Source organism: Aeribacillus composti, from assembly GCF_007827555.1.
In the GTDB taxonomy this organism is placed as follows: domain Bacteria; phylum Bacillota; class Bacilli; order Bacillales; family Aeribacillaceae; genus Aeribacillus; species Aeribacillus composti.
Genome location: NZ_VISS01000003.1, coordinates 43,162 through 55,927, shown reverse-complemented (window position 1 = coordinate 55,927; position 12,766 = coordinate 43,162). Strand labels below are relative to the sequence as shown.

Here is a 12,766-nt window from a genome sequence, read left to right as displayed (position 1 = left end):
GGCTGGACAATCAATCGCTAAATGATTTATCTTTTGAATCATCGTTCCGGTTTTTGTTAGCAAAACGTTATTTCACGAACGGGCTCAGCATCATGAAAACGGAAATGTCGTTGTATTATATGGCAGCAGAAAAGCATAAAAGCAGTCTAGACTTGCGGACTGCTTTTATGCCGTTGTGTGCTGAACAGGCAGTAAAGGTGCTATCTCGTCTATTATTTTTTGATCAGCAATGACAGTATAATTTCCGATCGTTTGTATAGCTCCGCCCGCTTCGCACACAAGCAGCTGTCCAGCAGCAATATCATAAAAATTAGGCTTATAGTAGACTGCGATATCAAGTTTGCCGCAAGCAATGTAGGCTAAAGTGACAGCAGCTGTTCCGATCATTCTGACTCGGTAAACGTCGTTTACAATGTTTTCAAGCAATGAAATGCGCTCTTTATTCGTTTGTTTATTGGCGTCCTTTGCAAAATCGCCAATGGAAATAAAAGCTTCCGCCAGGCTGGCATTTCGAATGTTTATAGCATTTCCATTTAAATAGGCTCCTTCTCCCTTTGCTGCCCAATACGTTTCCCCAAAAGCAGGCAATGATATAGCAGAGACGACTGGATCATTTTGATAGGTTAGGGCGATGGAAACTCCGTAAAGCGGAACGCCGAAACTGTAGTTGATGGTCCCGTCAATAGGGTCAATCACCCATTCAAATTCATCCTTTCCCCCAATGCTGCCGGCTTCCTCACTGAATATGCGGTGATCAGGATATGTCTCCTGAATGCGATCAATGATCAGCTTTTCAGCTTTCAAATCCATTTCAGTCACAAAATCTTTTGCTGACTTTAATGTTTGCTGCCCAGCTTTTCCTGCATACGGCCGAATCAATTCACCGGCCTCTTTAGCTAACTTTATCGCAAAAGGCAAATATTGCTTATACATTGCGTTCCTCCTTCGGAAAAGTGAATCAATGATTGATTGCTATTAATTAATTATAATATATTTCAAGAAATTTAGGAATAGATGGAATGTTAACACACACTTGCTTTAGAAGTGTAATGAAAGGTTTCCACATGAGAAATGAAATGCCCTGGATAAGAAAAATCATCTTACATCTTGCATTGAACGCTTTTCTCTTCATATCTTACGGTGTTTTACATGTTCGATGGTGCAGCGGCTTGACGATTTAATGACAGAATATTATAATTTTAATAAAATTGGACTGCCCAACAGTCCGAAAAAAATGAAAGGAACATGTTTATGAAATCCAATATATTTAATGAGCTCACCAATACGAGAGTTTACGAAAAAATTGTTGATCAAATTAAGCAGCTGATAGAAGAAGGAAAACTAAAACCAAATGACCGCCTGCCTCCGGAGCGTGAATTGGCGAAAATTCTCGGGTGCAGCAGGACTTCTTTGCGGGAAGCATGCAGAGTTTTAGAATCGGAAGGAATCATTATTTCAAAACCAGGCGGCGGACGGTTCGTTCAAAAAGTCGATCAAAGCTTGATTTTGAAATATCAGATCAACCCTATTGATGTACTCGAAAAAACAACAGTGATTCAATTTTTGGAGGCCCGGGAAGCATTGGAGCCAAAAATTGCTGAAATAGCATGCGAAAGGGCAACAAAAGAAGATATAGAAAAGATGGAAAAAGCATTGAAATTAATGGAAGAAAAGTTAAAAAATCCGGAAGAGGAAATAGATGCAGACAGCAACTTTCATTTATCTCTCGCCCAAGCAACACATAATTTTGTGTTCATCTCATTTATGGATACGAATTTGAATTTATACCGGCAAGTGCGAAAGCAAACGTTGCAGACGCAAGCGCGTTATTCTGAATCTTTTTTTGAACATGAAGCGATTTTGGAAGCCGTGAAACAGAAAGATAAAGCAAAAGCATCGGAAGCGATGAAAGTCCATTTAAGCAATTTGCGAAGCAATGTATTAGGCATGCTGCCAGAGAAAAATTAATGTTTTGGAGGGGGATACGATGGAAAAAGGAAAATATGGTCCGTTAACAGGAGTAAATATTTTGGATATATCGACTATGATCGCTGCTCCTTTTGGGGCAACGCTGTTAGCTGACCTTGGCGCCGAAGTGACGAAAATTGAATTGCCCAATAAAGGTGATACTTTGCGGACTGTAGGCCCTTGGAAGGGGAATGAGCCGCTCAGATGGCCAGGGCTTGCCCGCAACAAAAAATCAGTTACTTTAGATATACGGAAAGAAGAAGGAAAAGAAATTTTAAAAAAACTTATAAAAAATACGGATATTTTAATTGAAAACTTTCGCCCCGGTACTCTTGAAAAGTGGGGGCTAGGGTATGAAGAATTGAAAAAAGCAAATCCTAAATTGATTATGGTTCGAATCTCCGGCTACGGTCAAACAGGACCGTATCGCGAAAAAGCCGGGTTCGGAACTCCGTGCACCGCTTTCAGCGGCCATACTTATATCCAAGGGTATCCGGACAGACCGCCTGTCAGCCCATCTTATTCATTGCTTGATTATATCACTGGTGTATATACTGCATTTGCTGCGGTCAGTGCATTATATTACCGTGATAAAACTGATGATCCAGAAGGGCAAGTAGTCGAAATGGGATTATATGAATCGATTTTCCGAATGCTCGAATTTTTAGTAGCTGAATATGACCAAAACGGTATAGTAAGAGAAAGAACACCCGGGTTGGCCGGACATTCAAGTCCTGCAGGAACATATGAAACGAAGGATGGAAAATATGTTGTTCTTGTTTGCAGTACTGATTCAACTTTTAATCGGCTTGCAGAAGCAATGGAACGAACAGATATGCTTGAGGATGAACGTTATTATACAAATTCACAACGTTTAAAACATGACGATGAAGTACAAAAGATTGTCTCTGACTGGATACGCCAGTTTACGCTGAAGGAGCTGCAGGAAAAATTGGATTTGTACGGTGTGCCTGTCAGTCCGATTTTAAGTATTAAAGATATTTTTGAAAATGAACATTATCAAGCTAGGAAAAACATAGTAGAAGTTGAGCATCCTCGGCTTGGAAAAGTAAAAGTGCCGGGCGTCGTTCCTAATTTTTCAAAAACTCCTGGAACCATTCGTTACCGCGCTCCTGAGCTTGGAGAGCATAATGAAGAAATATTAGGCGGAAAATTAGGGTTATCAAAACAGGAGCTTGCCGAGTTAAAAGAGAAAGGAGTCATTTAAATGAGTGATGTCATGTTTCCTGCAAGGGTCATCATTTGCGAAGTTGCGCCGCGCGACGGGTTTCAATCAGAGGATCAATGGATTCCGACTGAGCAAAAAATAAAAATTATCCGTGCGCTTGCGAACACAGGAGTTCAATCGATAGAAGTGACATCGTTCGTTCATCCGAAAGCAATTCCGCAGTTGAAAGACGCCGAGGAAGTTGTGAAAGGGATAGAAGATTTAACGCATATTAAATTTCGGGCTTTAGTGCCAAATGTAAAAGGGGCCCAAAGAGCAATTGCGGCTGGAATAAAGAAATTGAAGCTTATGCTCTCGGCAACAGATTCGCATAGTTTATCAAATGCAAACTGCCTTGTGGAAGAAGCGCAAAGAGGATTTGAACCTATTGTCGATTTGGCGCAAAAACATAATGTTGAAGTAGGAGGATCAATTTCCGTTGCATTTGGATGTCCGTACGAAGGAAAAGTGCCTTTAGAAAAAATAGTAACAATTGTAGATCGATATAAGAAAATGGGGATAACTGAAGTTTCGCTTGCTGACACGACTGGAATGGCCAATCCAAAACAAGTCTATCAATATCTTGGCGTATTAAAAAAGGAATTTCCTCACATGACTTTCTCCATGCACTTCCATAATACGCGCGGAATGGCGTTGGCGAATGTGGTTGCCGCTTTGCAGCAAGGTGTCATCCATTTTGACAGTTCTGTCGCAGGTCTCGGCGGATGCCCATATGCACCAGGAGCAACGGGTAACATTGCAACAGAGGATTTAGTTCATTCACTAGAAGAGATGGGGATTGAGACTGGAATTCATTTAGATCGCATAATTGACGTTGCAAAAGATGTAAGAAACATGCTCGGTCATGATGGAGGAAGCTACATGCTTCAGGCAGGACCTTGTTCGAAATTGAGTCCAAAACCAACTGCTCAGGAAAAATTAGAAAAGTAAAATGATTGGTATGGAAAACATATTTTTAGATCGATCTAATAAGATCGATCAATTTTTTGCCGTCAAAAAAAAAGAGCCAGTTGAAATGCGTAAACCCAATCTGTTAGGCATTGAATAAAGAGTCATAGCAGGGCAGAAAAGTGACAGGAGCTAAAGACGGTTGTTGAAAACGAAAGAGCAAGAAACTCGAATGGTGAATTCGAAAACTCTGGCGATGACTCATTCGCTGTATCAAGGAGAACGTGGAATTCTGGGCAAGATCCCTGCCGCAACGTTCCTTGACAACATGATCATTTGTTCGGGAAGACGACCGACAGGAAGACTTGCCGGATTTACCTGCCACGTCAAGCCATCAGATCCATGTTTCTATCAAAGAGGGAAATTTACAAAAAAATTTGGACTTAACCGATTGTTATATTATATGTTATCGAAGGCTTTCCACATAAAAATCCCTTCCATGAGCTTTCTTTTTTCGGTCAACTATAAAGGGTATCATATCATTCGTGCGGTGGTTAAGTTTTTTATTGTGCAGTAGACATAGTATGATGATCATTGCTTTCTTGCAACTTTATATTCGGCGGATCATTTCCCTTATAAAAGAAAGGATTAAGATATAACATGTGTCAACAGATTGCCGGGAATAGATTCCAATTCATCGGTGGAGGTGGACAAGAGATGCTGATGAAAAATAATTTTTACTATATATGTAAGAAACTAGTGGAAATTCATTTCTTCTTTTGTCTCCAAATAAAGTGCAGTTATAAATTTTTTTATGCTCAATCGGCATTTTGTTGTCTTTTCTCCATTTTTTAGTTCCTCCATTCGTTGGCGGATTTCTTCAAAATCAAATAAACGGGGGGCGTAATGTTCGAAATTAGGGTTTGTATAATCAGTTAATCCAATTGAAGCTAAATTGGTGAATGTTTGTAAAACTATTCGGCGAATACGCTGTTCCATGGCACGCAATTCCTTTTGTAGAGATTCTTCATCAAAATGATTGCCAGATTGCAGCAAAATTTGTTTGTATAAGTCTTTTAATTGAGGAAGGTCGTGTATATTTTTTCCATTCTGTTCTCGAGCCTCTAGCCATTTTATCACTGCTAATATGTCAGAAGTTCCCGTCTCGCCAGCAATGCCTAAAGTGAGAAGGAGATGGCAAGCTTTTTCCTCAATCGAATGCTTTGCAGAATATGTAGAAGCTTTTAAAAATGTTTGCTGATCTTTATCTTTATCATCCATTACTTCTAATAAATTGCGAATAGATATAAGTGAAGAAGATAAGGCAAGATGGTTGGCAACTCGTTTTAAAACGGAAACAACTTCGTATTTGTTAATAGGTTTTTGAATGTATGTGTCGACACCCTGCAAGTATGCTTCACCGACCATTTCTTTATTTTCAACTTGAGAAATCATAATAAAGGGACCGGTGAATCCTTCGCTTCTCAATTTTTTCATTGTTTGAATGCCGTCTAGTCGAGGCATCAATAGATCAATTAGAATAACATCCACATTTTTGAGTTGATCGATTGAAACATTAATCCCATCATCTGCTTGCCCGATAACTTTTCCAAGCCCGCTGTCTGTTATTATTTTTTCCAACATTCTTCTAACAACAGGATCGTCTTCAATTAGGAAGAAGCGAAGGTACATCATGTTCCCCCCCTTTCTTTATTATGGAATACCTATGTAAGCGTTTTAAACAGCTGATCTTTTGGTATCGTTACTATAAATTGAGTAGGTGGTCCTTTTTCATTTGATAATTGTATTGAACCATTTAAATTTTGTACAATTTTTTGGGCGTGTGTCAAACCGATTCCTGTTGATGGATTCCCGTTTTTGTCAAATTTTGTTGTAAATCCGGGTTCAAAAATCCAGTCTTGATCTTCCTCGGATATACCAATACCGGAGTCGGTTACGAAAAATTTTATGCTGTGATTATCTTCCACTACACGCAGTTCAACCCAACCTGAATGATGTATTGCTTCGACTGCGTTTGAAACAAGGTTGTTTAATACAGATAGAAGAGCATATACATGGTTAGTACATGAGTCAATATCACATTTTTTTTGGAATTGAATTGACTTTTCTAAAGCTTCTGCATATTTTTGATTTGTTTTAATAACTAAATCGCAAATATCTGTAATGGAAATATGAAGGTTTAGTTGCTCTTGACTCATTAGTTTAGATAATCCTGCCAAAATCTTTTGTGAATCTTTTTTCACTTCATGAACATGTTCAGCAATATAAAGGGCTGTACTTGCCTCTTTATTTTCTAATTCCATTAAACGCATATATAGTTGATAGCTTTTTCTAGTAATATCTTCTAGATGGCTCATTGATTTCCGCAAAAAAAATGTTTCTTCATAAAGGCTTGTATTGATCATAACGAGACGTTCGAGTTCATGTTGTCGCGCTTCGCTTATGGCTTTTAATTGAGAAAGATTTAAAATATTGTAAAGCCCTACTGCGCAAAAACTTCTTAAAATCCCAAATAATAGTAGCATCCAAATAGTTTCTAACGTGAGGGTAAATTGTTCTTGTATTAGTATGCGAAAAGATAATTCCACCATATTAGATGAAAAATCAATGCATGCTCCAATGATTCCTACACGAATGGGAGTTTTTAAATATTTTTGAATTTTTGTAACATAAACGAGTAAAGTAAAATTAAAATAGTAAAAGGCAGCTGGTAAATGGATAAAGAAACTGTCGATCCAAAAGACTCGCCCTAATATAAGATCGATCATCATCCGAAACAGCAAAACAAAAATGCCAGTACTAAATCCAGTTACAAGGATAGGAGCAGATCGAAAAGATAGTAATCCAAAGAAGAAAATTGCACTTCCTAATGAAAATCGAAAAAAATTATCAAAAGGATTGATTTTCATTTCTCCCAGAAGTGCAGTAGTGAAAACAAGGACAACAAGTGTCCAAAGGCGGTTATTCATCGCATTCTCCCTCATAGACAATTATAATACCATTATGGCCAGAAACCTACGAAACGTCTATTTAGATATATTTGTTTTCCAACCGTCTTGAAACTAATGATAATAAATAATTTACAGTAAAATACATGAGAGCAACTAAAATAAAGATCGGAATGACATAGTTGATATTTTTGCCATTAATGATTTGTGCATGATTCATTAATTCTGGTAAAGAGATCACGACAGCAAAAGAAGTATCCTTTAGTAGTGAAATGAATTGACTGACAATTGGCGGAACCATCCGGCGTAAAGCTTGCGGCAGTATAATATACCATAAAGTTTGCAAATAATTTAATCCAGAAGAACGAGCAGCTTCTATTTGACCTTTTTCAATGGAATTTAATCCACTTCGAACAATTTCTGACAACATAGTAGATTCAAAAACTACTAATGCTAAAATGGCAGCGGCCATTTTATCTAATTTTAACCCTATTTCTGGAAGAGCAAAAAACGTAAAGAAAATAATTAATAATAACGGTAAGTTTCGAATCGTTTCCACCCAAACGGCCAGTAGGTGACTAATGACCGGAACTTTTGTGTAACGCAATACACCGATCATGATGCCGAATATAAAACTAAGGGTAATGGATATAAAAGCAACAAGTAGGGTGACAGAAAATCCTTTCAAGAGAAATATGATATGACTGGGTGAATAAGCACCAATAAAATCCATTTTGTTTTCCCCTCCCTCTATAATTTCTCCCAATTCTTTAACACCTATAGATTCTTAACCTCATGTTAGTGGATACAAATTGAATTTATTCAATATATTTACATGGTAGAGGGCTATCCTCTTTATCTATTTTTTGCTAGTCTGCGTTCAAGAAAACTGACACTTAAGCTTAAAGGAATAGTTAACAGCAAGTAAAACATAGCAACAAAAATATATACATCAAATGTTACGAATGTTTCAGAAGATATTAAATCACCGAAATACATGAGATCTAAGCCAGCAATTACACCGAGTACAGACGAGTTTTTCACAAGATTAAGAAATTGATTTCCTAATGGAGGGATAACAATTTTAATTGCTTGTGGCAAAATAATATACCACATCGTTTGTACGTATGTTAAACCGGAAGAACGGGCAGCTTCCATTTGACCTTTCGGTACTGCTTGAATACCTGCACGTATCGACTCGGCGATAAATGCGGCTGTATAAGTTGTAAGACCTAGTGTTCCTGCCAAAAAAGAATTAATGCGTAACCCCAAAGCGGAAGGAGCAAAAAAGAATACAAATACTATTAACATCAACGGGATGTTTCGGATAAATTCCACGTACATCGTGCCAAGCCAATTGAGTGGTCGAAAGGGAGCTATACGGAAAATAGCGATAATTGTTCCTGCAACTAAGCTTGCAATCATAGCGAATACACTAGCTTTTATTGTATTAAAAAAGCCTTCTATATACATATCCCAATGATCAATGAGTATGGAAAAATTCAACAAATATAATCACTCCTTTCAGGAAGAAACAGATGAGGGTGAAAAACCGCTCATCTGTTTATCAAATTATTTTTCATTTTTTGGTACGTCTCCGATCCATTTCTCATAAATTTTGTCATATTCGCCGTTTTCTTTAATTTCTTTTAAATATTCATTAATTGTATTTACAAATTCTGTATCACCTTTGCGGACAGCAATTCCATAAGGTTCTTCTGTAAATGTTTCATCAACGACTCGGAAATTAGGATCTTGCTTTGCCATTCCTAGTAATAAAGCATTATCTGTTGTCAAAGCATCTCCTTGACCAGCTTTTAAAGCAGTAAAGGCTTCAGCATAATTTTCAAATTCTAAAACAGTTGCTTCTGGTGCTTTTTCACGAATATTTTGAGCGGAAGTAGATCCTTTTGCAGTTAAAACGGTTACACCTTTTTTGACGTCAGAAATACCGTTGATTTTGCTGTCTTTCTTCACAAGTAAAGATTGTCCGGCCATAAAATAAACATCTGAAAAATCTACTTCTTTTTTGCGCTCTTCCGATATAGTCATTGTGGCAATGATACAGTCGATATCGCCATTGTTTAAAAGAGGAATTCGCGTTTTAGAAGTTACTTCTTTCAGTTCGATTTTATTTTCATCTCCTAATATTTTTTTAGCTAAACCTTTAGCAATATCGATATCAAACCCTTCCACCTTTCCGGTTTTAGGATCCTTAAGTCCGAAAAGATTTAAATCATATTTTACGCCGACAATCAATTTGTCCCTTTCTTTTATTTTTTCTAACGTATTTTGATTGTCGGAAGAATTTTCTGTTTTTTCTTGTTCTGCAGTAGTATTAGTAGTAGTTTTTCCGCCGCAGGCTGACAAAATAGATATACATAAAATAGAAATTAAAGAAATGGAAAGTATTTTCTTACAGAATGATCGAAAGCTCATATATAACATCCCCCTTCATATTTAATGATTTAATATTCTGTTTAGGAAATTTTTTGCTCTTTCTTCTTTTGGATTGGAGAAAAATTCTTCAGGTGTTGAAACCTCCAAAATTTTCCCTTGATCAATAAACACAATTCGGTCTGCAACTTCTCGGGCAAAACCCATTTCGTGTGTTACAACCACCATGGTCATCCCTTCTTTCGCCAGCTTTTTCATGACGTCTAACACTTCTCCGATTGTTTCTGGATCCAGTGCAGAAGTTGGTTCATCAAACAACATGATTTTTGGTTTCATTGCAAGACCACGGGCAATTGCAACACGCTGTTGTTGTCCTCCGGATAGAGAGGATGGATAGGAATTTGCCTTATCAGGTATTCCTACTTTTTCTAAATAGTACATTGCAGTTCTTTCAGCCTCTTCTTTTGCAATTCCTAACACTTTTATAGGAGCTAGCGTAATGTTTTGTAGGACGGTTTTGTGAGGATAAAGATGAAAATGTTGAAATACCATCCCGATGTTGCGGCGTAATTTATTTATATCTGTTTTTTTGTCATGAACTTTTACATTATCTACTATTAATTCTCCACTAGAAATTGTTTCAAGCCTGTTAATACAACGAACGAGTGTACTTTTCCCGGATCCTGAAGGACCGATAATGACGACAACTTCCCCTTGTTTAATATGCAGATTGATATTTTGCAGAACATGGAATTTTCCGTAATGTTTATTTACTTCATGGAAAATGATCATTAATCAACCCCCTCCTTTCTATATGTAAATAATTTTTAAAATATTTAACAAATTCTAAATTAATGTTAAATTAAATCTACGAAAATCTACAAAAAATTACAAAAACCAAATAAAAAACCTTGTCATATTTTTTTACAAAAGTAGAGAATGGTATAAATGGGGATACTTTAAAAAATTTTATGTAATGCGGGGCAGATACAATATTTCTGAATGAATTTGGAATTGATAGGGAACCGATTTCCTTTGCGGGAGACTGTCTAGGGGGTCAAATTCTAAAAATATTAACGTTTTTAAACCATAAAAAAGAGGCATCAATAAGCAGTAAACGCAATGAATCTGCCATATATGATTAATTGTTACGTTCTTCGAATTTTCGCTGGAGGGCTTCCTGCGCTTCTGCAAATCTTCGCAACTTTTCGTTCTGCCTATTTCTCGCTAAAAGTTTGAAAGGTCAAATATACTGCTTTTTCAGCGGATTCTTAACTGCTTAAACTGTTCATCGGCTTTAGACGTTTCCGAATCTCCTTGATCGCTCGTTGGATGGTATTTATCGTGTACATCACACTTCGATTACTGCTTAGGTTCATGAAGGCGAGACTCAAGATCGGGCTTCTCTTTTAAAATTTACTCAATTATTCCGATGCAAACTGCCGAAACGACTTCCATGCGTTTTCTTTACCCGGAGATCGATTAGACTGATGCCCTTTTGGTGCTAAGATCGAAACTCGGAATTTCAAACGCGAATTTCCCTTTTATAAACATTATACGGGCTCGCTTTTGGAAGCGATCATCAAGACATGGGAAATTAGCATGTGGATGAAAGTCCCTATTCTCCTGACGATCAGTTGTATGACCAGAAAGAGAAGACATCAAAAATGGCGCAACCGTCCACTATCCAAGCGTTATGCTGTTTTATATTTGGACTACGACGGTTGAAAAAAAGTCATTTATGTAGTGTTAGGAGTAAACGAAAAAGGATATCGCAAAATTTTGGATTTTTTCGTAGGTGGACAAAATTCTGTAAAACCTTTACACAAGAGGTGTCAAGAAGTGCTTTAAGCGTATTCGATGATTGCCAGGACTGGAGGAGCGCTTTATCCGCAAGGCGACGTACAGCGTTGTGTCGTTACGTTGTCTGTCATACTCTTAGCCGTGTAAATTAGAAATAAAAAAGGATCTGGAAATGAAAGCATATGGATTTCGTTACATATTGGGATGTGTCCACCTGTTCGATTTGATCTCATCCAGCAATCAGTTCTAATTTTTTTTGATTTATCATCATCATTGTGATTTAGAAAAAATGAAAGCATTTACGAAATCCTAAAAAATGATCGCAACAAACATAAATGCTTTATCAATAATATGAAACCGATCGGCTTTTAGGGCCACTTCTTCCCGTATAGATTTGGACGGCGCTTTTTAAGCAAATCGACTTGTGCTTTCTTCTTCTAAACTTTTAAATTGCATGTGTTTTCATACTTCCCGCCGATCGTAAAAACGCATCAAAAAGCCTCTACATTTTGACATTTCTTAAATTTTGCGTATGCCGCTTAATTCCAAAATGTTCATGAAGTTGCCGATAAGGGAGCCTCCTTTCATTTCAAACGAACGATTCACGCTTCAGATCTTCTGAATATGAGTTACATGTTTGATTTTTCACCATAAAAAATCCCCTCTCCGGCAGACTCCTAAGAACACTTTTTTTACTTTCCACCTGGAGGGGATAAAACCACACAGAACCTTCTTTTTTCCCATCCAATGGATCAATGAAAATGATTATGAAAGGAAACGGACAGCGGAATTTGATCTTGGTGTTAACGCTGCTTGTTCAGCGCCGTTCTAAGATTGGCCAACTCGTTTTCAATTTCCGTAAGCTGCTGTTCCGCTTTTTCTATATTTCCTCCGACTGATTCAAGCTTTTCGATGTCCCCTTGAATGCGGATATAGTCAGATTTTAATTCGGCGATTCTTTGTTCAATTTCTTGTTTTGTCATCAATATTCACTCCAATGTATCTGATTTCCTTTTTACCATTTTATCATGAATGTCGGAATGACGCCTTACACGATATGAGTGATTCCAACTAAAAATGTATGAGAAGTAACTATTATTTATGAAAGAGTCGAAAATATAATTATTTTTTCCGAAATAAAATAAGGAGAATTTTTGCGCCGTCTCTTTTAAGGGGTTTTTGGAAAAGGAGTAGGAAAAGGAGAATGAAAAATGTTTTGGTGCTGATGGAAAAAAATTTTGACCGAATCTACAAAAACTTTAACGATTTGTGCACAATGTTTGAAGAAAATCATCATTTAGACTACCAATCTTTTGAAACATATCAACAATTACGGAGAAAATTAATAGAAGATGTAAAAGCTCTTGAATATTTTATTGTTGGAACAATGAAATCTAAAGAAAAATAACTTTTCAATTAACAAAGGCTGCTTTGTTGATTTCGTTGCAAAAGATATATGATTTATGAAAAGATAAGTAAAAAAAGAAAAAGA

13 protein-coding genes and 1 pseudogene are annotated in these 12,766 nt (G+C 37.0%); 5 read left to right on the top strand and 9 right to left on the bottom strand.

Annotated features, from left to right (window positions below; all coding sequences use genetic code 11):
* Nucleotides 1-165: 165 nt before the first annotated feature.
* Entirely contained in the window at nt 166-933 is a 768-nt protein-coding gene (locus tag FB379_RS02415; RefSeq protein ID WP_066247136.1) for an inositol monophosphatase family protein, read from the bottom strand.
* Between the two features lie 318 nt (nt 934-1,251).
* On the opposite strand from FB379_RS02415, the gene FB379_RS02410 reads away from it, so the two are divergent.
* From FB379_RS02410 to FB379_RS02395, 4 genes are all read left to right on the top strand, one after another.
* Nucleotides 1,252-1,968: a FadR/GntR family transcriptional regulator gene (locus tag FB379_RS02410; RefSeq protein WP_158640150.1), complete on the top strand. Its 717-nt coding sequence runs from the start codon at nt 1,252-1,254 to the stop codon at nt 1,966-1,968.
* 19 nt (nt 1,969-1,987) lie between these two features.
* Entirely contained in the window at nt 1,988-3,196 is a 1,209-nt protein-coding gene (locus FB379_RS02405) for a CaiB/BaiF CoA transferase family protein (protein WP_066247132.1), read from the top strand.
* A complete protein-coding gene (locus tag FB379_RS02400; RefSeq protein ID WP_144596872.1) occupies nt 3,197-4,147 on the top strand; it encodes a hydroxymethylglutaryl-CoA lyase in 951 nt (316 codons plus the stop codon).
* Between the two features lie 160 nt (nt 4,148-4,307).
* A complete protein-coding gene (locus FB379_RS02395) occupies nt 4,308-4,682 on the top strand; it encodes a hypothetical protein (RefSeq protein ID WP_144596870.1) in 375 nt (124 codons plus the stop codon).
* Nucleotides 4,683-4,861: 179 nt separating this feature from the next.
* Here FB379_RS02395 and FB379_RS02390 read toward each other — a convergent pair whose 3' ends face one another.
* From FB379_RS02390 to FB379_RS02360, 8 genes and pseudogenes are all read right to left on the bottom strand, one after another.
* Nucleotides 4,862-5,797: a response regulator gene (locus FB379_RS02390; RefSeq protein WP_066247125.1), complete on the bottom strand. Its 936-nt coding sequence runs from the start codon at nt 5,795-5,797 to the stop codon at nt 4,862-4,864.
* Nucleotides 5,798-5,829: 32 nt separating this feature from the next.
* Nucleotides 5,830-7,095: a sensor histidine kinase gene (locus FB379_RS02385; RefSeq protein ID WP_144596868.1), complete on the bottom strand. Its 1,266-nt coding sequence runs from the start codon at nt 7,093-7,095 to the stop codon at nt 5,830-5,832.
* 61 nt (nt 7,096-7,156) lie between these two features.
* Nucleotides 7,157-7,807, bottom strand: a complete 651-nt coding sequence (locus FB379_RS02380; RefSeq protein ID WP_117017463.1) for an amino acid ABC transporter permease — start codon at nt 7,805-7,807, stop codon at nt 7,157-7,159.
* A gap of 122 nt (nt 7,808-7,929) precedes the next feature.
* Nucleotides 7,930-8,583 (bottom strand): amino acid ABC transporter permease, encoded by a 654-nt coding sequence (locus FB379_RS02375; RefSeq protein ID WP_144596865.1) that lies wholly within the window; start codon nt 8,581-8,583, stop codon nt 7,930-7,932.
* Between the two features lie 63 nt (nt 8,584-8,646).
* Nucleotides 8,647-9,513, bottom strand: a complete 867-nt coding sequence (locus FB379_RS02370) for a glutamate ABC transporter substrate-binding protein (RefSeq protein WP_066247116.1) — start codon at nt 9,511-9,513, stop codon at nt 8,647-8,649.
* Between the two features lie 21 nt (nt 9,514-9,534).
* A complete protein-coding gene (locus tag FB379_RS02365) occupies nt 9,535-10,263 on the bottom strand; it encodes an amino acid ABC transporter ATP-binding protein (RefSeq protein ID WP_066247113.1) in 729 nt (242 codons plus the stop codon).
* Nucleotides 10,264-10,612: 349 nt separating this feature from the next.
* Nucleotides 10,613-10,859: pseudogene (locus tag FB379_RS18685) on the bottom strand (IS256 family transposase); the annotation flags it as partial.
* A gap of 1,218 nt (nt 10,860-12,077) precedes the next feature.
* A complete protein-coding gene (locus FB379_RS02360) occupies nt 12,078-12,257 on the bottom strand; it encodes an SE1832 family protein (protein ID WP_063388738.1) in 180 nt (59 codons plus the stop codon).
* A 221-nt stretch (nt 12,258-12,478) separates the two neighbouring features.
* On the opposite strand from FB379_RS02360, the gene FB379_RS02355 reads away from it, so the two are divergent.
* The gene (locus FB379_RS02355) at nt 12,479-12,682 is read left to right on the top strand and encodes a hypothetical protein (RefSeq protein ID WP_063388739.1); all 204 of its coding nucleotides are present in this window, start codon (nt 12,479-12,481) and stop codon (nt 12,680-12,682) included.
* The last annotated feature ends 84 nt before the right edge of the window (nt 12,683-12,766 follow it).

Excerpts from the sequence above, each read along its gene's own strand:
- FB379_RS02415 (WP_066247136.1), bottom strand. The coding sequence starts at position 933 with ATGTATAAGCAATATTTGCCTTTTGCGATAAAGTTAGCTAAAGAGGCC.
- FB379_RS02410 (WP_158640150.1), top strand. The coding sequence starts at position 1,252 with ATGAAATCCAATATATTTAATGAGCTCACCAATACGAGAGTTTACGAA.
- FB379_RS02405 (WP_066247132.1), top strand. The coding sequence starts at position 1,988 with ATGGAAAAAGGAAAATATGGTCCGTTAACAGGAGTAAATATTTTGGAT.
- FB379_RS02400 (WP_144596872.1), top strand. The coding sequence starts at position 3,197 with ATGAGTGATGTCATGTTTCCTGCAAGGGTCATCATTTGCGAAGTTGCG.
- FB379_RS02390 (WP_066247125.1), bottom strand. The coding sequence starts at position 5,797 with ATGTACCTTCGCTTCTTCCTAATTGAAGACGATCCTGTTGTTAGAAGA.
- FB379_RS02385 (WP_144596868.1), bottom strand. The coding sequence starts at position 7,095 with ATGAATAACCGCCTTTGGACACTTGTTGTCCTTGTTTTCACTACTGCA.
- FB379_RS02380 (WP_117017463.1), bottom strand. The coding sequence starts at position 7,807 with ATGGATTTTATTGGTGCTTATTCACCCAGTCATATCATATTTCTCTTG.
- FB379_RS02370 (WP_066247116.1), bottom strand. The coding sequence starts at position 9,513 with ATGAGCTTTCGATCATTCTGTAAGAAAATACTTTCCATTTCTTTAATT.
- FB379_RS02365 (WP_066247113.1), bottom strand. The coding sequence starts at position 10,263 with ATGATCATTTTCCATGAAGTAAATAAACATTACGGAAAATTCCATGTT.
- FB379_RS02360 (WP_063388738.1), bottom strand. The coding sequence starts at position 12,257 with ATGACAAAACAAGAAATTGAACAAAGAATCGCCGAATTAAAATCTGAC.
- FB379_RS02355 (WP_063388739.1), top strand. The coding sequence starts at position 12,479 with ATGAAAAATGTTTTGGTGCTGATGGAAAAAAATTTTGACCGAATCTAC.